18 protein-coding genes are annotated in these 25,296 nt (G+C 29.0%); 2 read left to right on the top strand and 16 right to left on the bottom strand.

Annotated features, from left to right (window positions below; genetic code table 11):
• Nucleotides 1–326: 326 nt before the first annotated feature.
• The 5 genes from B3W71_RS10755 to B3W71_RS10735 form a co-directional block, all read right to left on the bottom strand.
• Nucleotides 327–1,661 carry an MATE family efflux transporter gene (locus tag B3W71_RS10755; protein WP_346888928.1) on the bottom strand — a complete coding sequence of 445 codons (1,335 nt, stop codon included), beginning with the start codon at nucleotides 1,659–1,661 and terminating at the stop codon, nucleotides 327–329.
• A 123-nt stretch (nucleotides 1,662–1,784) separates the two neighbouring features.
• Complete coding sequence (locus B3W71_RS10750) at nucleotides 1,785–2,603, bottom strand: MerR family transcriptional regulator (RefSeq protein ID WP_346888927.1); 819 nt, start codon at nucleotides 2,601–2,603, stop codon at nucleotides 1,785–1,787.
• A 110-nt stretch (nucleotides 2,604–2,713) separates the two neighbouring features.
• On the bottom strand, nucleotides 2,714–3,925 hold the full coding sequence (locus B3W71_RS10745; protein WP_346888926.1) for a metallopeptidase TldD-related protein: 1,212 nt from the start codon (nucleotides 3,923–3,925) through the stop codon (nucleotides 2,714–2,716).
• Nucleotides 3,926–3,938: 13 nt separating this feature from the next.
• Nucleotides 3,939–5,276: a TldD/PmbA family protein gene (locus B3W71_RS10740; RefSeq protein WP_346888925.1), complete on the bottom strand. Its 1,338-nt coding sequence runs from the start codon at nucleotides 5,274–5,276 to the stop codon at nucleotides 3,939–3,941.
• Nucleotides 5,277–5,622: 346 nt separating this feature from the next.
• On the bottom strand, nucleotides 5,623–6,480 hold the full coding sequence (locus tag B3W71_RS10735; RefSeq protein ID WP_346888924.1) for an SDR family oxidoreductase: 858 nt from the start codon (nucleotides 6,478–6,480) through the stop codon (nucleotides 5,623–5,625).
• A gap of 469 nt (nucleotides 6,481–6,949) precedes the next feature.
• Between B3W71_RS10735 and B3W71_RS10730 the strand changes: the two genes are divergently transcribed.
• On the top strand, nucleotides 6,950–8,209 hold the full coding sequence (locus B3W71_RS10730) for a cytochrome P450 (protein WP_346888923.1): 1,260 nt from the start codon (nucleotides 6,950–6,952) through the stop codon (nucleotides 8,207–8,209).
• Nucleotides 8,210–8,334: 125 nt separating this feature from the next.
• Nucleotides 8,335–9,018 carry a Bax inhibitor-1/YccA family protein gene (locus B3W71_RS10725; protein WP_346888922.1) on the top strand — a complete coding sequence of 228 codons (684 nt, stop codon included), beginning with the start codon at nucleotides 8,335–8,337 and terminating at the stop codon, nucleotides 9,016–9,018.
• 24 nt (nucleotides 9,019–9,042) lie between these two features.
• On the opposite strand, the gene B3W71_RS10720 is transcribed toward B3W71_RS10725, so the two are convergent.
• The 11 genes from B3W71_RS10720 to B3W71_RS10670 form a co-directional block, all read right to left on the bottom strand.
• Complete coding sequence (locus tag B3W71_RS10720; protein ID WP_346888921.1) at nucleotides 9,043–9,471, bottom strand: hemerythrin family protein; 429 nt, start codon at nucleotides 9,469–9,471, stop codon at nucleotides 9,043–9,045.
• A 271-nt stretch (nucleotides 9,472–9,742) separates the two neighbouring features.
• Nucleotides 9,743–10,543, bottom strand: a complete 801-nt coding sequence (locus tag B3W71_RS10715) for an ABC transporter permease subunit (RefSeq protein ID WP_346888920.1) — start codon at nucleotides 10,541–10,543, stop codon at nucleotides 9,743–9,745.
• Complete coding sequence (locus B3W71_RS10710; protein ID WP_346888919.1) at nucleotides 10,543–11,427, bottom strand: ABC transporter ATP-binding protein; 885 nt, start codon at nucleotides 11,425–11,427, stop codon at nucleotides 10,543–10,545. Before B3W71_RS10710 ends, B3W71_RS10715 begins: the two co-directional genes overlap by 1 nt.
• Before the next feature lie 516 nt (nucleotides 11,428–11,943).
• Entirely contained in the window at nucleotides 11,944–12,621 is a 678-nt protein-coding gene (locus B3W71_RS10705) for a hypothetical protein (protein WP_346888918.1), read from the bottom strand.
• Nucleotides 12,622–12,625: 4 nt separating this feature from the next.
• Nucleotides 12,626–13,075: a hypothetical protein gene (locus B3W71_RS10700; protein ID WP_346888917.1), complete on the bottom strand. Its 450-nt coding sequence runs from the start codon at nucleotides 13,073–13,075 to the stop codon at nucleotides 12,626–12,628.
• A gap of 4 nt (nucleotides 13,076–13,079) precedes the next feature.
• Nucleotides 13,080–16,718, bottom strand: a complete 3,639-nt coding sequence (locus B3W71_RS10695; RefSeq protein ID WP_346888916.1) for an AAA family ATPase — start codon at nucleotides 16,716–16,718, stop codon at nucleotides 13,080–13,082.
• A 503-nt stretch (nucleotides 16,719–17,221) separates the two neighbouring features.
• A complete protein-coding gene (locus B3W71_RS10690; RefSeq protein ID WP_346888915.1) occupies nucleotides 17,222–18,286 on the bottom strand; it encodes a glycosyl hydrolase family 18 protein in 1,065 nt (354 codons plus the stop codon).
• 16 nt (nucleotides 18,287–18,302) lie between these two features.
• Nucleotides 18,303–19,985, bottom strand: a complete 1,683-nt coding sequence (locus tag B3W71_RS10685; protein WP_346888914.1) for a glycoside hydrolase — start codon at nucleotides 19,983–19,985, stop codon at nucleotides 18,303–18,305.
• Entirely contained in the window at nucleotides 19,975–21,843 is a 1,869-nt protein-coding gene (locus B3W71_RS10680; protein WP_346888913.1) for a glycosyltransferase, read from the bottom strand. Before B3W71_RS10680 ends, B3W71_RS10685 begins: the two co-directional genes overlap by 11 nt.
• A gap of 46 nt (nucleotides 21,844–21,889) precedes the next feature.
• Nucleotides 21,890–24,463 (bottom strand): polysaccharide deacetylase family protein, encoded by a 2,574-nt coding sequence (locus tag B3W71_RS10675; RefSeq protein ID WP_346888912.1) that lies wholly within the window; start codon nucleotides 24,461–24,463, stop codon nucleotides 21,890–21,892.
• 233 nt (nucleotides 24,464–24,696) lie between these two features.
• Complete coding sequence (locus tag B3W71_RS10670) at nucleotides 24,697–25,251, bottom strand: carbonic anhydrase (protein ID WP_346888911.1); 555 nt, start codon at nucleotides 25,249–25,251, stop codon at nucleotides 24,697–24,699.
• Nucleotides 25,252–25,296: the final 45 nt, after the last annotated feature.

Raw genomic sequence — 25,296 nt, 5'->3', positions numbered from 1 at the left:
CTTACCTATTTATATATATATATCTTTAGTATATATTATGCAGTTACTACGTCTAGCGTACTTTATCTGTCGTAGTAATTATAATGTACCATAACTACTACGACAGGTAAAGTACTTTTTCCAAAAATTTTAAATTTGTATCTATATTTAGATACAAAAATACAGCAGACAAATATGCACAAAGCAAATCCATCTGCTGTAACTTTTGATTTTAATTTTATTTTACAATAACCCAAAATAAAATAATCTTTAAAATCTTATATTACCCTATTCTAATTTAATCATATTAATTTATTATACATATACTACTAATTAGTGTAACTATCTTATACATTGTATTTTAAGCTATTTATATTATATTTTACTATGAATAATCCAATAAACAAAGTAATAAATTCTGATACTGGTATAGTAAACCAAAGTCCATCTATACCAAATAATTTAGGAAGTATACAAAGATTAATTAATACTAATGCAAAGCTCTTTATTATAGACATTGTATTTGATATCTTAGCATGACTAATTGCTTGGAAAAATGATATATTAACCATATTAATTCCCATAAAAATAAATGCTAAGAAATATATTTTCATACCTCTAGCTGTAATTTCAATAAGTCTTTGGTCTGAATTGTTAAAAAAGCTAATTATTTCTTTTGTGAAAATATTACCTATTAAAAAGAACGCTAATCCAAAGGTTAATGCAATACATAGAGCTATTTTCCTAGTTTTAATTACTCTATCATGATGTTCAGCTCCAAAGTTAACACTAACTATTGGCTGAATAGCTTGGCTTATTCCTGACAATATAGCCACTCCAATCAAAGCAATATTACTAATGATACTATAAGCTGCTACTCCAATTTCCCCTATCATACCTATTAAAATATAATTAAATGTTATTATTACAATAGCTCCAGATATCTCAATAAATGAGCTTGATATTCCTAATTTAAAAATATTAGTGATATATGGAATTCTGATTAATTTATAATTAAATCTTAGGTGGCCAGACTTCTTAATAAATTTAATAGACATAATTATTAAAGTTACCATTGGTGCTATAGCTGTTGCTATGGCAGCACCCCTCATTCCCATATCAAGTATAAAAATAAATATATAGTCAAAAATTACATTACACATGTTTCCAGTAATTCCTGCAACCATTGAAAGCTTTGGAGCTCCATCATTTCTTATAAAGGCTTGTAAAACTCCTGATAATACAAAACTTATTCCTGATAATAATATTACCTTTAGATACTCATTAGAAAGCCCTAATATTTCTTCTGAAGCTCCAAACATAATAGCAACGTTTTCGGAAAAAATATACCCAAATATAGAAATACCTAAACCAATTATAATTGCTATAAAAAGTGATGTACTAAAGACTTTATTTGCTTTCTCACTTTCCTTTTTTCCCATATTTATAGAATATAGTGTAGCTCCTCCCATTCCTATTAAAAGAGATAGTGCATTATACACATTATATATAGGTATAGCTATTCCAAGAGCTGAAAGTCCTTCTTTTCCAATTCCTTGACTTATAAATATGGTATCACAAAGAATATTTACTGAAGTTGCTAGCATAGCTAATATACTAGGAAACAAAAATTTTACTAATAATTTATTTAATCTCATTTCTGTTAATTCTACAAAGTTCATAATATCACCTACTTAAAATAATTTATTGATTGAAATAATTAAAATACCTTATTTTAATTTCAAACCATTTTATATCTCACAAGTTAACATTCTAAACCTTATAGTAACTATAATGTCAAGAGATTATTTCAAAGGAATTTGTATTTCTGTTAAATAATCTTCTTCTTTTGAAGAAAATGCAGAATCAGTTACAGTAAGTAATATTCCATCTCCCGAACTTTCTAATTCATTCATATCTATAAATTTTATAAGTTTATCAAAATATTTTTCTGCATAGTCGTAGCGTCCCCTATAAATTATTCTCGCATACCTTCCTTTAGATAAAGTTTTTATATTTTTGTGATTAAAAATACTATAATCGAAGATTAAAGCAATATCTTTAAAAGTAACATATTTTTTATTCAAAATGTCCTCTTGTGGAATAAATGCCCCTATTCTTCCTTCAAATAAGCAAAGATTATCCCCTAGTCTATTACTTAATTCTTTTATTCCGTACTCTACACTATATATATCTGTTTTATCATTTAAAGAAATATATATTATATCTCTATTTTCTAGGTCAACTATCTCACATTCTTCAAGTTTAGCTTCTTCTATATTCTGCTCTAAAAACTGAAGTTTTTTAGAAATGCTTTTTTTATATCTTTCTAAAATTTCAATCTCCTTATCTATATCTTTTTCTTTCTTGTTAAGGAGATCTATTAATATTTTAAGATTTCTATCAGAAAAATATTTTTTTATATCCTTAAGGGGCATTCCAAGTTTTTTTAAGAATAGAATGGAGTCAAGCTGAGCAAACTGTTCGATATCATAATATCTATATTTATTATCTTCATCCTTATGTCTAGGTTTTAATAGTCCTATAGAATCATAATATCTTAAAGTTTGAGTTGATATATTGTGAATCTTAGCCATTTCTCCTATAAGTATCTTTTTATCCATTTCTTCCTCCGTAAAACTGTAAAACCATATTATAAATCTATTTTATATTATATTTTACTATATATATTTACTAAATTATACTTAACTTTTCGATGCTCCCTAAGCTTATACTAATTTATCTTCATTTTTACCACTAGGGCATTCTCACCTATAAATGGGTTATCTTCACTTACTCCTACAAAATCATCTCCATAAATTTCATATAAATTTCCTGAAATATTGAATTCAGGTAAACGTCCAATAATATGCTCACCATCGGTTATCATAGCCATCTGAACTGGTGAAGCAAAATTTCCTTCACTAGTAAAATCACCACCACTTACCATAATAATAAGAATAGCTAATTCTCCATTCAATAATTCCTTTAAGGTTTGACCACTTGACTTGATAGAAAACATAGCTCCACTTAATGTAGGAACTTCATCATAGCTTCCACTAGCAGCTCCTGTTAAAGGCATAGAAAATTCTATTGAACTTTTCTTATCAGTATAGGCACTTTTAATTATACCTTTTTCAATAAGATTATATTTATCATTTTCATTTACAACACCTTCCATATCAAAAAACGGTGTATGAAACATCTTATCCGTACTATCTTGATATATAGTAACCTTCTCATTAAATGCTTTTAGATTCATCTTTTCATTAAATAACGATGTACCTCTACCTATAGATTCCCCATTTAATTCTTTTTCAATCTTTCCTAATAACTCATTTTCTTGAACTACCACAAGATTCTTTTTCTTTTCTGGAAGATCTGCTTTATTTTTATATCCTTCTATCATTTCCTTAGCCATTATCAAAATAGTTTTGTCATCTAAATATCTACTTTGATTAAGTATCCCCGTATCAAAAATATTTAAGGAATCCACATGTTTTATTAAAAGTTCTATATCAATAGTTTTATCATAATTAATATAGCGAAGTCCAACATCATTAGTCATTGATATTTCTGTTTCAACCATATTAATTTTATTACTAAAGATGAAATCAGGATATTCCTTATGCAAAGTGTCTAAAATATTTTCCATAGTACTAATAAATTCTTTATCACTTATATTTAGTTTTCTTAAATCTCTAATACGCTTCATATCTTTTTCTGGCTCAGAGATATATGGAACTTTAGCTGACAAATTAGCCTCTGCTCTTTTCCATGTATCCTCTGTAGGTTCTCCTAACGTACCTTCAATTCCAATATACCCATCACTATATACTCTACAGCCACTTTTAGTAATAGTCTTTTTTCTTACAGAATCAATTCTACTTTGAGTCACATTTAAGGATGTTTCTTTTATTATTTTCTTATATAATTCCTTTATCATTTCCTTTATCCTCCTATTGAACCACTATGCCATTAACACGAATATATGGACCACCAAAGCCTACACTAAGTGGATGTTGTTCCATTTTACCACAACCACCAAGAACAAAAGAAAGTAACTCCACATCCTTTGAAATACCATCAATATTATAAAGGGTACTCATAACATTACCACTTATTACAGAAATTCTAACTGGTTCTGCTAATTTTCCATTACGTATCATATATGCTCTTCTTGGTGCAATGGTGAAGGTTGTCATTCCAGATCCATGATTTATATCATCAATGTATATTCCTTCTTTAATCTCCCCTATTAGTTCCTCCTTAGTTAAGTTTCCAGCTCCTATATAAGTGGTTGTCATACGAACAATAGGCTCAAATTCAAAATTCATAGCACGAGCATTTCCTGTAGGTTCTTCTTCTAAAAGAGCTGCTGTATAGCTACTGTGTAGTCTCCCTTTTAAGATACCATCTTTAATAATGTAATTCTCCTTAGCTCTACATCCTTCATCATCAAAAGGAACATATCCTGATCCTTCTAATAAACCTGTATCTATGATGTTTAAAATAGGTGCACCTACTTGTTTACCAATAGCCCATTCTCTTTTCATCACTTCATCACCAATCATAAAGTCCGCTTCACTTTTATGTCCAAAGCTCTCATGGGCAAATACACCTGTTGTAACAGGAGACAGTACACATGTATAACTACCAGGCTTAACTGGTACAGCATCTTTGTTATATTCTATATCTTTTTTAAGGATTTCTAGTATCTCTTTTTGATGATTTGCTAAATCTTCAAACTTCATTTTATATACATCTTCTGCTCCACTATAAGGTATATTATTATTTTTTATAGTATACCTTACTGCTATAGCACAATTTTGTATATCGAAAGTAACATCTGTACCTTTACTAGAAATAATATGCTTCACCGTATGGTTATCTAGATAAAACATTTTTGACACTTGGACTTCATTTTCTTCTTTTAGTATAGGAATATAAGTATTAAGCATTTCTAATTTCTTACCATTACTAATTTTAGAAATATCACAGTCTACATATCTTAGACATGTCTCTTTATTTACCTCTATTCTCTTTACTACTGGATGTTCATCAATATTAGGATTAAGTGTAGCCATTCTTGCCAATTTATCAATTTCTTCTTGTAAATGATCAACTTCTGTAGTTGCACTATAATACCATCTATCTCCGTCAAAAATACGAATCATTGCACCTTTTTCTGTGCTCACTTTATTTTGTTTTAGCTGAAAGTTTTCTAATGCAATCTTAGTTTTGATAACTGTCTCAATTCTTACATCTGTATATAGGTTTTTAGGGAATAGGTACATTATCTTACACCTCACTTAATATTATAATTTTATTTCTTAAGTCAAATATATAGTAATATTTTAATAATACAGTAAATAACTGTTAAATGGAAGAAAAATTTTATCTATGGGAATATATAAAAAGTTATATATTTAACTTTTTATATACTTAACTTTTTAAAAATTTTCACATCTATATACTAATACCAAAATGTCTTTATCCTCGTACTACTATAGGTATCTACTTTATACACATGTTTAAACAAAAAAAGATGTTGCAATTTGCAACACCTTTTTATCATCTGTAAGACTTATCCATCGTTTAATATAATGTTATTATATTGTTAGAATGATATTCTTAAATCCTTTATTCCATCTTAAAAGAAAAGTCTTTTATGCACTTTTTAACTGCTTCCTCTGTAGATGGGAAGTGTACATCATATGTTTTAAGTTTATCATTAGATATTCTTATATCTCGATGCATATTGTTATTTTTAACAAGAAGTTCTTCTATCATATCAGCTAAATTTAATTCATTGAACACAATCTTAGCAATATCATAGGCTCCCAAATCATTTTCACTGCCAGCATTATAAATACCTCTAGGTATTTTAAGAATTCTATCAAATACCTCAATTAAATCATATACGTAGGTAATTCCCCTATAGTCACTCTGTGGAAATTCTATAGTTTTATTTTCCATAGCACATTTTACAACATTCCAAATAATATTAGACTTTATTCTCTTATTTCTCTCTGGCAGACTAAAAAGCCAAGTAATCCTTAAAATGATTGCTTCATCTACTAATTCTAATATTCTTTTTTCAGCTTCTATCTTATGTAAAGCATATACTGTTTTAGGCGTTAAAATGCTTTCCTCATTATAAGGCCCTGAGGAACTATTATTACTATACACTTGATCTGAACTAAAGTATATTAATTTACTATTGGAGTTTTTACATCCCTTTGCTATATTAATTGTTCCTTTAACATTTATATCATAGGATAACTGTGGATTTCTTTCACAAGCTCCTGTATCAGATAAAGCAGCAGCATGTATTACATAATCTGGATTATTCCTTTCTATAACCTCAATAGTCTTCTTTTCATCAGTTATATCTAAATCCTTTCTTCCAAGGGCTATGATATTATATTTCATTCTATAATATTCTATAAACCTTGAAGCAAAAAATCCATCTGCTCCTGTAATTAATATTTTCTCCATTTTCTCACCCATCCCCACTTAACTAAAATAGTATTTATATATAATAATTCAAGTTTAGTATTTATAGCTATCATATATGTGCATTGCAATTTATATAATATAATCACCCAAAGTACATATATTTACTTGAGTATTATATCATTTCTCTTAAATTTTTCCAAATTTATTCTGTTTCTTGATTATTTAATTCTCTATCCAAAATCTTAAACCTTTTATATTTAATTCACTTTATATTTTATATTTATAATTATTTTATATTTATAATTATTTTATATTCATTACTTCTTTTCCTTAATAAAGCATATAATTATAAATCTCTAGTTTTTATTATACATATAGGAATAGACCCTGGAAAAGTTAGCCTATTAATAATGAATACTTTATTGCTTGTATGAGAATAATAAGTTGCTAGAGAGCTTTTATATAAAAAATTCTTTCTTTAGCAAAATAGAAAGGAGAAGAAAAATAAATGAATGAACAAATTCCACATGATAAAGGTCTAGATAATACTGTAGACTTACTAAAAAAGGGATATACCTTTATAAAATGTAATGTTGATAGTTATCAATCTGATATATTTGAAACTCATCTCTTAGGACAAAAAGTAGTTTGTATTAGTGGGAAAGAAGCTGCCAAAATGTTTTACGATTCCGAAAGATTCAAACGACAAGGTGCTGTACCTAAAAGAGTACAAAAAACATTGTTTGGATTAAATGCAATTCAAGGTATGGATGGTGAAGCTCATGCTCATCGTAAACTTCTTTTTATGTCTCTTATGACACCACCACATCAAAAATATCTAGCTAAACTTACAATTGAAAAATTGGAAGAACGCATTAGTAAATGGGAAAATTCTGATGAGGTTGTGCTCTTTAATGAAGTAAAGGAGATTTTATGTTGGGTAGCATGTTACTGGGCTGGAGTTCCATTAACAGAATCAGAAGCAAAAGATAAAGCAGATGATTTTAGTGATATGGTTGACGCCTTTGGAGGAATTGGACCACGATACTGGAAAGGAAGAAAATCTAGATCTAAAACTGAAGATTGGATAAAAGAAATTATCAAGGATCTAAGAGCTGGCAAGTTTAAAGCTGAAGAAGGATCACCGCTTTATGAAATTGCTTTTCATAAAGATTTATATGGTAATCAATTGGATGATCAAATAGCAGCTATAGAACTCATTAATGTAATACGGCCTATTATTGCTATTTCAACTTTTATTACCTTTGCAGCTTTAGCTTTACATGAACATCCTGAATGTAAAGATGTATTACTTAAGGGTAATAATAATGATTTGGAAATGTTTGTGGAAGAAGTGAGACGTTACTATCCATTTACCCCTTTCCTCGGTGCAAGAGTTAAAAAGAATTTTACATGGAACCATTATGAATTTAAAGAGGATATCCTTGTATTGCTTGATATTTATGGAACAAACCATGATGCAAGAATTTGGTATAATCCTTATGAGTTCAGACCTGAACGATTTGAAAACTGGGATAAAAATTTATTTGATTTTATTCCACAAGGTGGTGGTGAAACTGCAAAAGGACATCGTTGTCCTGGTGAAAACATTACTATAGAAATTATGAAAGTGAGTGTAGATTTTCTTATTAACAAAATTGAGTTTCAAGTTCCTAAGCAAGACTTAAGCTATAGTATAGTAAAAATTCCAACATTACCTGAAAGTGGTTTCATAATGAATAATGTCAAGAGAAAGCATAATAAATAAAATGTAAAAGCATTCTTTAAAATCACCTAATTGGGATTTACTTAATTATTTAATATAATGTATTTATTAATTCTATATTTATAGTATAATATTGCATATATTATATTTATTAAAGAGGTGATATTATGAATGAAATTTCATATAGTAAAAGCGAAAATAATTTTATAAATAAAACCCTATTATATATGGCCATTGGGTTAATAATTACTTTCGCTGTAGGCTATTTTATTTCTACTAATTTTTCTATGATGATGATAATCTATAGTAATCCTACATTCTTCATCGGTGTAATTATTGCAGAATTAGCTTTAGTAGTTGTACTTAGCAGAAAGATAAATAAGCTATCTACTCAGAGTGCCTTTGCAATGTTTATAGCTTATTCCATTATAAATGGACTTACCTTTGGATCTATATTTGTTATCTATAGCCTTGAATCTATTGTAAGTATTTTTCTAGTAACTGCTGCCATGTTCTTTTGCTGTAGTATGATAGGTATGACGGCTAAAAAAGATTTATCAACCCTAGGCAGAATTGCTATAATGGGTGTTGTGGGAATCTTAATCACAAGCCTATTTAATATTTTTATAGGTTCCGGTGAATTATCTATATTTGTTAATTATTTTGGTATTGCTGTTTTCTGTGCATTAACAGCCTATGATATGCAGAAGGTTAAGCTAATACATGAAAGAAACTATGGCTATGACCATGCTACTACAAATAAGTTTGCTATAATTGCTGCTTTAGGACTATATCTAGATTTTATTAATTTATTTGTACATTTGATAAGTATTTTAGGAAAAAAGAAATAGAATTAAAAAGTCAACCTTGCATTACTAAATGCAAGGTTGACTTTTTAATATTTCTTCTGCCATTTTCATATCTTCAATCATCATATGTTGGAAAATCCAATCTTGTATATTGTCTTTGATTTTCTTTAGCTCCTCATAAGGTTTTTCTTCTACTTTTGACAATTCAATATCCATAATAGTATTTTTAAACTTTTCATGAGATTTAATATGCTCCTCATAATCAGAATAATTAAATTTTCTCATAAGCATTTCTTCTTCATAAAAATTGTAAGATACATATTCCCTAAGGTTACATATTATGTTCAAGAGTCTTTTAAATTCCACATTTATACATCCTGTCAATAATAATTGTTCTATGCTACGAGCAATTCTAAAAAGTTCCTTATGTTGCTCATCAATACTACTAATTTGTGTATTTAAATCATCTTGCCAATCAAATTTAAAGTCAAACATTATATCTACCTACTTTTCAATTTTATAGAAATATTTATACTATAAAATATTTTATTACAAAAAAGACATTTTTTCAATCAAAACATTCACTTTTAAGCTAAAATGTACGATACTATTAAGACAAATTTAAAATAAGACAAATTTAAAACGGATAAAGCATATTTTCTCTATACCTTATCCGTTTTAAAATATTGTATTAATTTATAACTCTATATTAATAGAATAAATTTACAAGTCTCGTTGAGTTCATTTTGTCATTACCTATTTTACTTTATAGTGGTAAATCCTTCTTGACAAAGCATGCTGCTCCACCTATATATAAAATAACTCCAATAAGAGCAAGTATTAAATTTGATGAAAAAACGCCACTGACACTAGATATAATTTTCTCTCCAGGGAATAGAGTGAATATAGTAGCGTATTTTAAATTTTCTAAGTTTCCTCCCATATTTGCTAACATATTAATAAGATAAAATAAAATTGGTAATCCTGCTCCTAAGGTAAAGTATCCTTTGGACTCATTAAAGAAACATGCAGCAAAGAATGTAATACCACTTATTGCAAAATGTAATAACAATACGCTAAAGTTTAGTTGAATATATTTTGATATATCTAATTCTCCTTTAAACATAGCTGCACTACATGCTAAACCTACTCCAGTTATAACAACAATTAAAAATGCTATACTTAGGCATATTGATAATAACTGAGTTATTATTATCTTTTTCCTTGAATTAGGAGTAGCTAATAAACAAGCCATAGAGCCACTATCAACATATTTCACTACAAAGTTATTTATAATTATGATTTCAAAAATCATAGGAAAAATCAACATTAAGAATCCATATAAATAAGTATGGATAAATTCAATTAAAGTACCTGATGCACCTGACATTCCCACAGCTGACATAACCCCTGGCATCATCTGTTGATATTGATTAAGCATCTCGGCAAGCTCTGGATCAAACATATAAATAATAACGGATGTATACATGGTTAAAATTGCAATAAATATAATAGATAATTTTCCGGCAGATATCATATTTCTTTTAAAAAGTGGTAAAGAAATCATTATTTTTCACCTCCATAGAAATGTAGGAATATCTCCTCTAGTGTCTTAGACTTAGTATCCAAATCCTTCACATTATAGCCGGATATTAGCTTAATAAATGAAAGTACATCTCCATTAACTGAAACTGTAACCTTTCTTTCATTTATATCAACTATATCTAGTCCTTCTTTTACAAATCTGTCTACGTCAGCCTTAGAATTTAATGTAACTACATAGAATTTACTTTTCTTCTCCTTTAAAGTTTCCATATCCTCAATTGCTACAATCTTTCCATCTTTAATAATGGCTGTCTTATCACAAGTTCGTTCAATCTCCTCAAAAATATGAGATGACATAAAAATTGTTTTTCCTTTACTTTTTTCCTCTAAAATTAAATCAATAAAGCGATTCTGCATTAAAGGATCTAGACCACTAGTTGGCTCGTCTAAAATAATAATGTCAGGATCATTCATAAATGCGCAGACAATTCCAACTTTCTGCTTCATCCCTTTAGACATCTTCTTAATTTTACCCTTAGGGTCTAAATCAAATCGTTCCATCAGGTCATACATTTTAGTTTTATCCTTAAATCTCTTCATAGATGCAATAAATTCAATCATTTGCTTACCTGTTAAATCATCTAAAAATGCAATTTCACCTGCCAGATAACCTAAACTTTCTTGTATCTTTTCAGCATCTTTATAGCAGTCCATGCCATTAATAGTGCAACTCCCTTGATCTGGTCTAATAAATCCTAATAAATTTCTAATTGTGGTAGTCTTTCCTGCACCATTAGGTCCTAAAAATCCAAATACTTCACCTTTTTTCACTGAAATATTTAAATCAAAAACCCCCTTTTTATTTCCGTAATCCTTTGTTAATTGTTTAATTTCAATAGCATTCACGGCAAATATTCCTCCTTATAAGAACCCTTCCTAAAAAAGTCTATAATATTTTCATAGTCCTTTTCAACTTCGTCAATATCTATATGAGATTTATATTACTTTTCCTTTATATAGCCTTCCCCACACCAAATTATTATATCAATTAGTTGCTCTATATTAACTTCATCCTTAAACTTCTTTTTCTCTATTCTATTAAGAATTACATTAATGCTACTATTAGTTATAGTGCTATTTTTCCCATTTAAGTCCTTTACTACCTCTTCATCCTCTCATAATAAGCATTCAGCATAAAGCGAAATAAATATGGTTAATTTTATTCTAATTCCATTGACCGTTTTTGAAAAGACCTAAAGCTTATATATAAAGATTATTTCTTTCATCTTTTCAAACTAACCTTTCATAAAATAAATTACATACTAAACTTTAATTTTTTAAAATAAACCCTATGCAACAGACACTTTCAAAGCGCTAAGCTATAGGGTTCATTTTAATCTTAATATTTAACAACTTTACTTTTTATTCTTTAATTAATGTATAAGTATTTAATTCACCTTCAGGGGTACCATTAAAATAGCTAGTTCCATTAACATCATATCTAACTGCATAGGTTATACCACCACCACCATCTCTTATTCCTTTTATTTGAACTTTCCCTACTGCTGGTACAACAATTTCTTTTGGTTTGTGTTTAATCATAAATGCTTCCCCTAATGGAGCATCGTCTACAAGTACTTGTACATAGTCACCATCCTCACCGGCATAATCCCAAACCCAAATTTTAGTATCATTCGCATTAGATTTATGTGTAATAGTGTAATCCTGTGCTTGAGCATTTTCATCTTTTGATAATAGAATAGTTCCTGCTGAAGCAGCTGTAGATACCTTATTTTTCAATGCATTTTTAGCAGACTCTGAAGTATCTACTGTCGATTTTCCTGTGAAAATGAATGCAACTATTGCCGCAGCTATACATATAGTTCCAAATATCTTAAGAGGTTTATCAAACTTCTTTTTCTCAGCTTTTTCGATAAAATCTTTTTCATCTTCTTTTATCGTGTATTTTTCTTCATATTTATCATCAAATTGCGATTCATTATATTGATTTTCGGAAATATTTAACTGTTCATTTGTATTCATAGATGTCTCCATAGTTTTATTACTTCTACTTTTGAAATTTTCTTGCTTATTGCTCATAAATTTACCTCTTTTCAATATATTTTGGTGGCTTCAATTTGAAATAAATGCACATTACTATTCTACAGGCTACTACTTGTACTATCATCAAAATGAAAAACATGGTATGTCGAGCATCGTTTTGAACTTGATAACCAATATTTAATATGGCAAGTCCAATACTAACAATTATTAGATTTATATAGAGAATTTTTACAAAGGAATATAACCATGGTAACACTCTATACATCTTTCTAAGTGGTGGTATAAGAAGAGATAATCCAATAAAAAGCCCACAAGTACCTATAAATGCAGTTGCAGTATTAGGTCCAGCAAATCCCGAACTTCTAACTGTACTAACATTCGTTAGAAAAATTAATGGCATGATAATTAACAGTAATAAAACAAGACACATTGGAAAAACAAAATAAACAGTTGCTACTATATTTCCTACTAAACTTTTTAATTTTTTCATCTCATCACAACCTTTCTATATCAGAATCAACTATTGTAATTAAATCCTCTTTTGTTAAATCCATATCCGTACTTAGCCTCATTGCTTGGTTATTCACTGTCTTTTCATACAAGTTACGTACATAGCGTCCATTTCCAAACTGTGCTTCAAGTCTTACTATATCAAATATATCTTTAAGTTTATTTTTAGATAATGAATCCATTTCATATCCTTTACTCTTAAACAACATTTCAGATATTTCCATTAGCTCGTCTGTAGAGTAATCTTCAAATTTTATTATATTAGGAAATCTTGATTTTAATCCAGCATTTACATTAAGAAATTCATCCATGTCATCACTATATCCTGCTAATATGATAACTATTCTATCCCTATAATCATCCATTAGTTTTACTAATGTATCTATTGCTTCTTTTCCAAAATCATTAGTTCCACCCTGTGAAAGTGAATAAGCTTCGTCAATGAACAGTACACCATCCATAGCTTCCATGACTTTTTCCTTAGTTTTTATTGCTGTTTGTCCAACATATCCTGCAACAAGTTCAGACCTATCTGTTTCTACTAGCTTATTTGTTTTAATTACACCTATATTATATAAAACATCTGCTACTGTTCTTGCAACCATTGTTTTCCCTGTTCCAGGATTCCCCTTGAATATCATATGCAACGTCTGCGTATTATCTGCTGCAAGACCAAGTTTTTTGCGTTCTCTTTGCACTCTAAGTCTTGCATTTAAACTACATATATACTCTTTAACTTCTTCAAGTCCTATAATTCTAGATAATTCATTTTCTAAATCAAAGTTAATTATTGATTTATCTTTAGATTGTATATCTTCACTTATGATCATATTCATTTCATTTATAGGTATATCATTCATTGCAATTCTTGCTGATTGCTTTCTCATTATATCTTCAATATAATTTCTTACCATACGTCCATTACCAGAATGTTCATTAGACTGTTTCTGCAATAGAATAACTTCCTCCTTAAGGAATCCACCAACTCCATCATCTCCTAGACTAAAACCTTTATCTTTAATCATCTTTAAAGTTATTTCGAATAGCTCGTCTGCTGAATAATCCGGAAAATTTACATTAAGTGGAAATCTAGATTTAAGACCAGAATTAGTTTTTAAAAACTCTTCCATCTCCTTGTTGTATCCAGCAAGAATAACAATTATTTCTCCTCTATAATCTTCTATAAGTTTAACGAGAGTATCTATTGATTCCTTTCCAAAACCACTGTTATCATTTGCTAATGCATAGGCTTCATCAATAAATAAGATACCTCCTAAAGCAGATCTAAATACCTCTTCAGTTTTCTTAGCTGTTTGTCCTGCATATTCTGCCACTAATCCACTATGATCAGTTTCTACTAAATGTCCTGACTTTAACAAGCCCATCTCTTTAAACATATCTGCAACAAGTCTTGCTATTGTTGTTTTTCCAGTGCCTGGATTTCCACTGAAAATCATGTTTAAAGCTTGTGCTGTATCTACAATCATTCCTGCCTTTCTACGTTTTTCTTGTGCAATTAATAACTTATATTGAGTTCTCACAAACTCTTTAACGTTCTCAAGTCCAATAATCTTAGAAAGACTTTCCTCTAAATCAAAATTACCTACTTCTTCAAATTTAAAATCTTCATAACATAATAAGTCCATTGGTGCATTAGTATCTACTATCAATCTCTTAGATTGATTAAGTATAGCCTTCTCTATTACATTTCTAGCAAGACGACCATTTCCACTATCATTTTTGCCCTTGATTTGATTTTTTTCAAATAGTTTTATGAGTTGCTCTTTACACTCTTCAGAAACCTTATATCCTTTAGATTTTGCTGTAATAAATGAAATTTCATACATTTCTTCTGGTGTGTAGTCTTCAAAATCAATTACATTTGGAAAACGTGACTTTAAACCTGAATTAGTCTTTAGAAACTCTTCCATTTCTTCTTTATATCCAGCCAAGATAACAACTAAATCCTCTCTATTATCTTCAATTCCTTTAACTAATGTATCTATGGCTTCAAGTCCAAAGGTATCATGTTTATCTCTACAAAGAGCATAAGCTTCATCAATAAATAAAACTCCTCCCAAAGAAGATTTTATAATATCATTAGTTAATTTTGCTGTCTGCCCAACATATTGACCTACAAGATCAGCTCTAGTAACTTCTCTTAATTGACCTTGTGATAATATTCCAAGAGCTTTTAGATATTTAGCAACTATCCGTGCAATTGTAGTTTTACCTGTTCCAGGGTTTCCCGTAAATATCATGTGCATTGAAATATTAGTAGCCTTAAACCCAGCATTTTCTCGTAATCTTTGAATTTTCAAATTATCTTCAAGCCCCCAAATATACTGCTTTACAGATTCAATCCCTACTATACCTTCTAGTTCTTTTTTAACATCATCAATACCGCATACATTCTTTTGAGGCATAATATCAATTAACTTTATAAACTTATCATCAATTTGTACCATTAATTCACCATTATTAACTGATAAAAATACATTATTATCTTCAATGGTATTTTTTAATTTAAATTCTGCTAATGGCTTATATATATTAGAATCAACAAAATCTCTCATACTACTTATTCCAGATACAACTTTATAATTTGATATAATTAGCTCAGAAATAGCATCTTCATAGCTTATATTCATTGAAAGATTTTTACTGCATTTTATCTTTAAATCTTCAATTAGTATCAATGATATCTTTCTAAGTTCCTCATAATTAAAATTCTTAGTATGAAGTATATCTCCTATGCAATTCATAAATTTTGTTCCAAAAATATTCAACATATCATTTTCTGATTTCTCTGATACAAAAACAAAATACTTATTATTTGAACTTATCTCACTTATTGAATTTTGTAAAAGCATTCCATTTGATTCAACAAGATTGTTATTTTGAAATACATATCTTGAACCAAGAGTATATTTACCAGTGATTGTCAATGATTCTATTACATCAATAATACTAGAATGACACTTATCACAGTTATCAAACATTGCAATATCAGATTCTCCATATAAACACTTATATAAGTCAGATAAAAACACTCCATAATCCGAAGTTGTAGCATACAAAGAGAGGTCTATTTTTAAAATATTATTGCTACTAATAATTCTTCTCTGTTTAAGCATATCTGCAATACAAGATATGCTACTATGTTTTCCTGTACTTTTATTTCCAAGAATAATAATAGCATTCTTAGGTTTTAAGTTGTCATATCCTGTTATAAATGGACGCTTAAATGCAGTACAGAGATTATCCAGATAATCTGTTTGTCCTACAATTAAGGTTCCAATTTCTTCTCTAATACTACTAAATGCATCTACTATATCATCAGTCTTCACTTTAGAGGTATCTTTATGTTGGTATTTTGCTAGATTTTCACTCTGCTGTTTATCTAGTTTATTAACTGGAATTTGTTGTGTGGTTTTATTCATTTCTCTAAGATTATTTTTGGAATAGGTACTAACTTCATTATATGCCTGTTCCATATTTTGTATTTTCTTTTCCTTATTACTTTTATTTGGCATTGTTATAAAACCACATTCTTTTATAGTTTCAACTATCTGCAGCTCTGGAAAAAGAAAACTTATTATATCTTTTCTGTTGAATTTCACTTCTTTATCCCCCATATTTACTTTTTATAGTCTTTAAATATCTAATTTTAAAATTTTATTCTCCATCTTTTAAAAATTTAATCGTATATGTTTGTGAAGAGTATAACTTTTTTCAGTATTCAAAGTATATTGTTGCAGCATACTGCCTTACTAATATACTTTCTTAAAAATTAACACTATCTTAATCATATATAATTATATGTACCACATTAATTATAATTTCTAAAAATATCCTTTGTCAAATAATTATAAATTAGGTTATCCACCTTACAATTACAAAAAATATTAGGCATCTGAAAATAAATAATAAGTCAAAGATGGGAAGTATATTTTGAGNNCGCAGTATAACACAAAATAGACTATCATTCTGACTTATTTATTTTTTAAAGATGCCTTATATTAAAAAGAGTGATATTCCTTTAAATTTATTATCTTCAAGAATATCACTCTTTTTATCCTATGAAATTTTATATAGTATTACTTTGAAAATTCTATATTATAAACTAACGAAACACATTTCCACCAAGTCTCCAAAGACTAATACCATATCCTCTTTCTTCTATAATCATCATCCATGAACTTAAAGTGTTTTTATCTGCATACCATACCTCGTGTTCAACACCAGCTTCATCAGTATATTTAAATACTAAGCATTGACTTTTGTCATCTCGTTTTTCCTTTACATTATATTCTTTTAATAAAGCTCGAGCCTCTACCTCAGACAAGGCAGCTACCTTTCCATCAGAGCCCCAATTAAAGCCACCTGTGGCCACTGCAAACCTCTTATTTCCTGGTACTGTTTCCATTTTATCTATTAACTCTCCTATAAACTGTGGATTTGCTTTTTCCCCTGGTTCACTAAAACCACCATGAAGATTATAGCACATCATTACATAGGTTGGCCCCTCTATAAATCCTAAATTATGAAAGGGTGTATTGGGCTCTAATACCACTTTTAGTTTAATTTCAGCAGCTTGTGCTTCATTATATAGCTCTTCAATAAACAACATGTAATTATTCCATAATTCCATATCACTCTTAATTTGTTCATAGTCAATTTCTATACCATCAAATCCATATTGAGATACTAAATCTATAATTTCTTTAGCATGTTTATTCCTTGAATTAGAATCCGCTAATAATGTTCTCAACAAATCTGTATCCTTTAATGAAGAGCCGCCATCACTATTTATTTTATCATTAACAATAGTTAGATATTTAATATACTCCTCACCTTTTGTTTTATTATAGTAATTTATTAATTTCTCTGGCATTATAAGTTTGTTATTAGAATCAAAATAAGCTGCAAAATATGAAAGCTCCTTTAATTTTTTATCTAGGGTATTGAGCTCCCCTTGAACATTCAAATCCCAATAAGCAATCCATGCTGATAAATTATCAATGCTTTCATCAAATATTTCTTGATCCTCATTAATAACTGTTTCTTGATTTTTTTTCTTATTATTTTCAGGAATATTATTCTTTTTTGAACATCCGCTCAACAATATCATACTTATTATTAAGATTATAATAAGTAAAACATCAGTGTTTTTTACCCTTTCATTCATTTGACACCTCTATAATCTATAAATACTTAATAAACCAATCTATAACTTTATTAAAGGAATTTTTAATAGAATAAATTACACTGTCAATGCCCTTTAGCGAGCTATCATACAATTCATTATCATTAACATCAGCTATTCTAAGCTTTTTAAATACACCATCATACACATCATCTACAATATTTCTTTGACTATAACCATATTCTCCCCAAGCTGATTCTAAATAAACACTTCCTTCATTTTCATTCGTTACTTTTAAATCTTTAGCAATAGTAGAACCATCCATATCTATACTAATTTTATTGCCATCTAAGGTTATGTCCATCTCCCTACTTCCAGTATCCTTTATATCAAATTTTTCCTTATCATCTTTACTTAGATTTAATGAAAATATAATATTAGATTCTCTCTCTGAAGTTTCAATAACACTTATTACATTATTTATAAGTTGAACACATATACTGCTGCTTTGATCTTCATTGGATCTTAAATAAATACTTTGAGACCCTATAACATTTCCATTAAGCACTACTGAAACCTTAATATCTTTATAATCATCACTATCTAATAATTTAAGTGTTCCCTTTCCTTCTGGTAAAGATGTTAATATTATGGTATCCTCTTTAAATTCGGCCTTTCCTGATACCTCTTTAAATTTACTTGCTTTTTCTTTATCTCCAGCTTCAAATTCAATGTCCTGTTTCGTATCGTCCCAAATTCTCATTAATAAATGATTAGTTGACCAATAGGACTGTGGTTGAATTCTAGTTAAATCGTAAATAGAATTATCTGTAGAATTTAATGAATATCCCTCTCTATTAAAATTCATACTAAATAATTCTTTAATCCATTTACCATTTATTTCACTTACTTTATTGTTTGTCCCAAATTGCCCTGTATTTGAGTGCATTAAAGCATATAGCTTAGGTACTTCATTAATTTCCTCAGTATATACTTTAGATAAAGCCTCATAATCGTTATCAATACGTTGCTTCATTTCCTCATAAGACTCTTTTGGGATATTATATTCATCCCTTATATAATCCATTAAATAGTGATTATACTCTCTATCAATCTTTGAAGCAGCTTCTGCAAATTCCAATGAATTTAATCTTCCTAAGTAATTTGAATCTTTATCAAATACATTTATATATTCTAACCTGTATCCATTTGCTCCCAATTCACAATAAGAGCTATCAACTAATTCTAATAAATCTTTTGAACTTAGAAATTTTGAATCCTCCTTAGCAAACTTATCAGCATAAGTTAACATAGTTGCCTTAAAATTATACTCTTCAATAATTTTTTGAGAAAATATCGCTGTATCCCTTCTACCATCTTCAAATAACAGAAATAAGGATTTAGATGGTAATGGCTTACCTTTTAAATAATAATCCATAATATCATTTTGAGTAACTGTTACATATCCATTATCCTTTAATGCCTTAAGATGCTCGTCTAACTGCTTAGTACTTATTAAAGTATCAGTACCTGTACGATCAACTCCAAAATAAGATACTGCAATAAACCCAGTATCTTGGCTACTATTTACCTTGGAGGAATCATAGGGCTCATATACAGAAAATGAAAATAAGGCTTTTACTATAACTAATAACAATATAATTAAAATAATACCTTGTAATATACCTCTTACTATCTTAACTCTATCTTTTCTTTTAGGAGAAAAAGTATTATTTTTCACTCTTTTCCCCTCCTCTTTTATTTAACTTATTGGAAGCCACTCTTTGTGCCTTTTTCTTTTGAGCTTTTATATCACTAGGTGTCATTCTTGTACCCCATGTAGACTTCCAAAATGTTACCCAAGCAATAGGCATTTGCCATAATAATACTGCTTCATAATAAATACAAAATAACATTCCAAAAATCCAGGTTGTGCTTCTTCTAAGAAACATCTGAGCAAAACTCATTAATAAAGCCATCATCAATATTCCTACTAAGAATGTAGTGGGAAACACATTGTGCATAATTGGAACATAAATTAAGTTATATGTAACAACTATTGGAGCTGCAATAGGAACCACTACTCCCATATAAAAGAACACAGCCATAAAGGGCTCCTTCTTCCACATAAATTTACCTGCGATTATTGATTCTCTTAACCAAGAACGCTTCCATCTCATCTGCTGTTTAAGAAATACCTTATATCTATTAGGTACAATAGTAGAACAAATTGCAGTATCCTGATAACTAGTACGATGGCCTTTTAATACGAAATTAGTCATGGCACGGTCATCTCCAAAGGTTGCCTTCTGTCCCAAAAAGGTTTGATTTAACCATGAATCCATATTGTCCAAGATTATTTGCTTTTTATAGCAAGATAATGGTCCTGATAGGCATGTAACTGCATCAAAATATGCTTCTGCTGCCTTCATAATTCTAAACGCTATATAATAACGCACTGATTGCATCTTAGTTAGAACATTAGTATATGTATTTGCCACATCAGTTCTTCCAGATACTCCTCCCATTTTAGGATCTTTAAAGGGTTGAACTAAATTTCTTATGGCAAAAGGGTCTAGAAAGCTATCTGAATCAACAAATACAACTAAATCATGCTTAGCTTCCTTAACTCCTCTACTAAGAGCATCTCTTTTACCTAGGTTTTCTTCTTGTACAAAATATTTCAATCTATATTTTGTATCAAATCTCTCTGCATCATTACTTAATTTAGCAATGGTTTCCTTAATTTTTTCTACAGACCTATCATTAGAACAATCATCTACTACTATAACTTCCAATTTATCAATAGGATAATCTTGATTAATGCAACTTAAAATTGTTCTTTCAATCCATTCTTCTTCATTAAAACATGGAATAATAATAGCTACACCTGGTGTATAATCAACATCTATAGACATAGGCTTATATAACATTCCAAATAAATACCTACTAAGTAAAAATACTGCTGCAATGATGCTATATAAGTATATCCATTTATTAAACCTAAAATATATAACACTCTCAGCACGCATTAATACAATAAATAATGTAATAAATAATAAAAGAAAACTAGAGATAACTAGTGCATATCTATCCTTATTTCTACTAGAATACTGTGATAAAGTCTCTTCAAATTCTATTCCACAAAGGATTTTTCCTTCAGGAGAAATAGAATCTCTAATTTTTTCCCCTTTTATTTTAACCTTCATTTCATAGCCTTCTGGCATGGAGCCAGGTAATATTTTAAATTTTAGCTTTATGTTATTAGCATTATTTATTATATCTAATTGCTCTTCATTCTCTAATTCTAATAAAACTCCTGTAGTAGAAATATCTAAAGATTTCACCATAAAATTATTATTGCCATTGCTACCTTTACAGATAATTTTAATTCCCGTTTGCATTACGTATCTTATGCCAGCATTCCTGCTCATTATAAATGCATTAGGATCTCCTTTATATTCATCTAGTACTTGATATCCTCTACGATCAACATTGCTTCTTATCTCTTCCTTATCAGGAACATTTGACAGTAAGCGTCTGTCACTACGGGGTTTTAGAAGAACATCTTGGATTTTATCTCTTTTATTTTTCTTCATATTATCTTTAACCTCATTCTTAACATTCTTCGTAATCCTATAAAAATTATTTTTCTAAGTAATCACTTAACTTCGCAATTTTATACTTTTCTCCGTATACTCCATTTTCGTTATTAGTTAAGAAAATATCTAAAGCTTCTGCAGTATAATAGCTTTGATTATTCATATGCATTACAATAATATTTCCTCTCCCCTTAATCAAGCTTTCTTCTATGGAGTCAACAATTTCTTGTGCAGATGTGCTCTCATAATCATGGGTAGAGATATTTCCGCTAATAGAATATTTAAATCCACTTTCAAATACCTCTGCCAATCCTGATTTTTTTACATGTAAAGTTGGTGGCCTAAAATATTGTCTTAAAGAATTTAAATCACCTATAACATTAGCCATAACATCATAGGACTTACCTAATGAATCCTTCAATTCCTCCTTACTAGTATCTAAAGTTTCATGATTATAATTGTGACTTCCAATATCATGACCATTAATTGCAATAGTTCTAAGTAGATTTGGATTAACATTGGATACACCATTATTGATATCAGTGTATTTTGATATTACAAAGAAACTTCCCTTTACTCTATGCTTGTTAAGTACATCTAATATTTCATTAGCAACAGGGTCTCCTCCCCAATCATCAAAGGTAAAGAAAATTACATTTTCTCCATTAGTATCAATAGTTCCTGTTTTATCCATTACCTGCTGTTCTTCTTCACTTAAATCACTTAAATCTACATTTTCATTTCCAATGTAATTAGTTTTCATTACAGATAGCGCTTCTTCGTAAGTTCTTCTACTTAATAAATTACTACTATTCCTTTGCAAGCTATATCTACCTAACTGAGAAACTGTTTCTATCGTACTTTGTATTTCACTTAAAGGTTTAACTAAATAGTTTAATGGTTTTTGAACTAACTCATAGGATTGTGATGACTTATTATATTTATTAACATATCCGTTTTGTACATAATTTTTAGTAACTAATTCAATTATTTCTCCTACAGTAGTGCTATTTTCAAATAAATCTGTATCTAATCTAAAGTAAATAATTTCTCCTTTTCTTAATGACATATATGTATTTACATTGAAATAATCAGATACAATTTCTTCTGCACTCATATTTTTATACTTATTATTAATAGGTGCTTTAGAATAAGTAAACAACTCATACTTTTTATTGTTGTCCATCCTATTAATTACAGATAAAGCCTCTTTAATCTCTGCATCTACATAGCCATAGCCTGGCATATATGCTTTTGTATTTATTCCTTGCTTTCTTAATAATTGATCTACTTCATATATTTCTTTACATATCTCTTCTGTAGATTTATTTAATAATTCCGAACTAGTTGTTATACCTCCATTGCCAATTTCATGACCGGCATTTAATATCTTAGCGATTCTATCTGGATATTTTTCTATTTCATTCTTTGTCACAAAAAAGGTTCCTTTTGCATTTGCTTTATTTAAAGACAATAAAACTTCACTTAACACAGCCTCATTACTTATACCTCTAAATGTATATGATAAAGCCTTCTGTGTAGTATAAAACTCTGAAACTATAGGTGCAAGTTTGCCATTGTTTTCCTCTATTGATTCTTTAAAATTCATTAAATCTAAAGGACTCTTTTCCTTGTTATTTCCTTGAAAATTATTATTTTGCTCCTTAATGCTCTTATCTATATAAATCTCTTCTTTATTTGATATATTGTCAGGTGATAATTTATCATCTATAGAATTCATACCAGCTAATTCACTTACTTTCACCACTGACTTTTTCTGTTCATCTATAGCCTTTAATAGCCACTCTACTATTTTAACAACAGTTATCTCTTCTTTCTCTTCATTAGTGGATTCCTTTATACCTGCCTGCTTGTCTACTACAGGACTTCCTTCTTTCTTTTCAATATCATATTCAAAATTATCAAGAACACCATCAACTTTAATAGAAATGATAGTTCCTTTATCTAATCCATTTACATACCCCTGAACCTGCTCATAATCCTTAAAGCTTTGATAACTAATATAGTGGTCACTATGCACCACATACTTATTTCCTGAAGCATAAGCTGAAGCTAAAACTTCATTGGTATAAGTAGTAGACTTACATTTTAATAAAGTTGATTTCTCCTTAATTATAGTTTCTAATATTTTATTAGCACGACAAAAATCAGTAACTAATTCCTTCTGAGATAGCTTTTCCATATATTTAGTATCTGAAAGAGTTTCACTTCCTATTTCATGACCAGCTTTTTTAATATTTTGTACTGTAGTAGGATCTTCCCCTGCTTTAACGCCAGGAATAAAAAAAGTTGCCTTTATTCCATATCCATCCAATAAGTCTACTATTTTCTCCATTGTAGTGACATCTGTCATTCCCTCAAAGGATAAAGCAACTATATTAGATGAAGTTTTCACATTAGTTATGATTTCTGCTTTTTTACTACCATTTAATAAATTTAATGCATCCTTTATCTCTCCCGATACATCATATTTATTCTTTTCATTCACAATAACGTCTTCTGTATCATTGTATTTTATATAATTTTTATATGTAAAAATGCCTATGCTCATAACAACTACTATAACTACAGTAATACCGATCCATTTTTTCTTCATACCTTATTTCTCCACTTATTTTGTATTTTTCTTACTTTTATTTATATTTTATTTATACTTTATTTATATTTTAACTTTGAAAATAATTTATTTCAACAAACAATTATTGTTATATGTAAAAAACGATAGCTATTTAGTCTATATAAATAGATTAAAAAATACCTTACTCTCAATTGCGTTATGCATCTCACAGTAAGGTATAAAAAGTAATTTTAAATTATTTTAGTAGCTTATTAGTTACAATCATTCAAAACAGGTGTCAATTCACCAGTAACAGAATCAATAATATATCCATATATTGATATATCCTCTGGCATAAGGGGATGACGTCGTAACAAAGCTACTGAGCTTTGTACTGAGGCGTTAACATCCTCAAAGCCACTAAGCCACTCATCTAAATTAATACCAAAATCTCTGGCTAGTTCAACTCGTTCATGAGGAATACCTCTCAGTTCCATATTTTTAAGCATTTTTTCACTATCCATATGTTGAACTCCACAATCCGTATGTCCAATTACAAGGATTTCATTTACATTAAGTTCATATACAGCAACCAATAGACTACGGACAACACTCCCAAAAGGATGTGAGATGGTTCCACCAGCATTTTTAATGATTTTCGCATCACCATTTTTTATTCCCAACGCCGCTGGAAGTAATTCTGTTAAACGAGTATCCATACAAGTAACAATAGCCACCTTTTTGTTAGGATATTTACTGGTTATATAAGACTCATATTTTTTTTCAGATACAAAAGCACGATTAAAATCTAATATTTCTTCTATCATTATTTTCTCCTTTTGCTATAAAACGTTCTGTTAAGTTATATGAAC

Source organism: Clostridium sp. UBA1056 (genome assembly GCA_002316385.1).
Classification (GTDB): Bacteria; Bacillota; Clostridia; order Clostridiales; family Clostridiaceae; genus Clostridium_J.
Note: the sequence above shows the minus strand (reverse complement) of the source record. Positions and strands in the feature narration are given on the sequence as shown.

Coding starts and splice junctions, on each gene's coding strand:
- B3W71_RS10735 (WP_346888924.1), bottom strand. CDS start 6,480: ATGGAGAAAATATTAATTACAGGAGCAGATGGATTTTTTGCTTCAAGG.
- B3W71_RS10675 (WP_346888912.1), bottom strand. CDS start 24,463: ATGAAGAAAAAATGGATCGGTATTACTGTAGTTATAGTAGTTGTTATG.
- B3W71_RS10730 (WP_346888923.1), top strand. CDS start 6,950: ATGAATGAACAAATTCCACATGATAAAGGTCTAGATAATACTGTAGAC.
- B3W71_RS10725 (WP_346888922.1), top strand. CDS start 8,335: ATGAATGAAATTTCATATAGTAAAAGCGAAAATAATTTTATAAATAAA.
- B3W71_RS10705 (WP_346888918.1), bottom strand. CDS start 12,621: ATGAGCAATAAGCAAGAAAATTTCAAAAGTAGAAGTAATAAAACTATG.
- B3W71_RS10745 (WP_346888926.1), bottom strand. CDS start 3,925: ATGATAAAGGAATTATATAAGAAAATAATAAAAGAAACATCCTTAAAT.
- B3W71_RS10715 (WP_346888920.1), bottom strand. CDS start 10,543: ATGATTTCTTTACCACTTTTTAAAAGAAATATGATATCTGCCGGAAAA.
- B3W71_RS10670 (WP_346888911.1), bottom strand. CDS start 25,251: ATGATAGAAGAAATATTAGATTTTAATCGTGCTTTTGTATCTGAAAAA.
- B3W71_RS10700 (WP_346888917.1), bottom strand. CDS start 13,075: ATGAAAAAATTAAAAAGTTTAGTAGGAAATATAGTAGCAACTGTTTAT.
- B3W71_RS10755 (WP_346888928.1), bottom strand. CDS start 1,661: ATGAACTTTGTAGAATTAACAGAAATGAGATTAAATAAATTATTAGTA.
- B3W71_RS10680 (WP_346888913.1), bottom strand. CDS start 21,843: ATGAAGAAAAATAAAAGAGATAAAATCCAAGATGTTCTTCTAAAACCC.
- B3W71_RS10690 (WP_346888915.1), bottom strand. CDS start 18,286: ATGAATGAAAGGGTAAAAAACACTGATGTTTTACTTATTATAATCTTA.
- B3W71_RS10750 (WP_346888927.1), bottom strand. CDS start 2,603: ATGGATAAAAAGATACTTATAGGAGAAATGGCTAAGATTCACAATATA.
- B3W71_RS10720 (WP_346888921.1), bottom strand. CDS start 9,471: ATGTTTGACTTTAAATTTGATTGGCAAGATGATTTAAATACACAAATT.
- B3W71_RS10740 (WP_346888925.1), bottom strand. CDS start 5,276: ATGTACCTATTCCCTAAAAACCTATATACAGATGTAAGAATTGAGACA.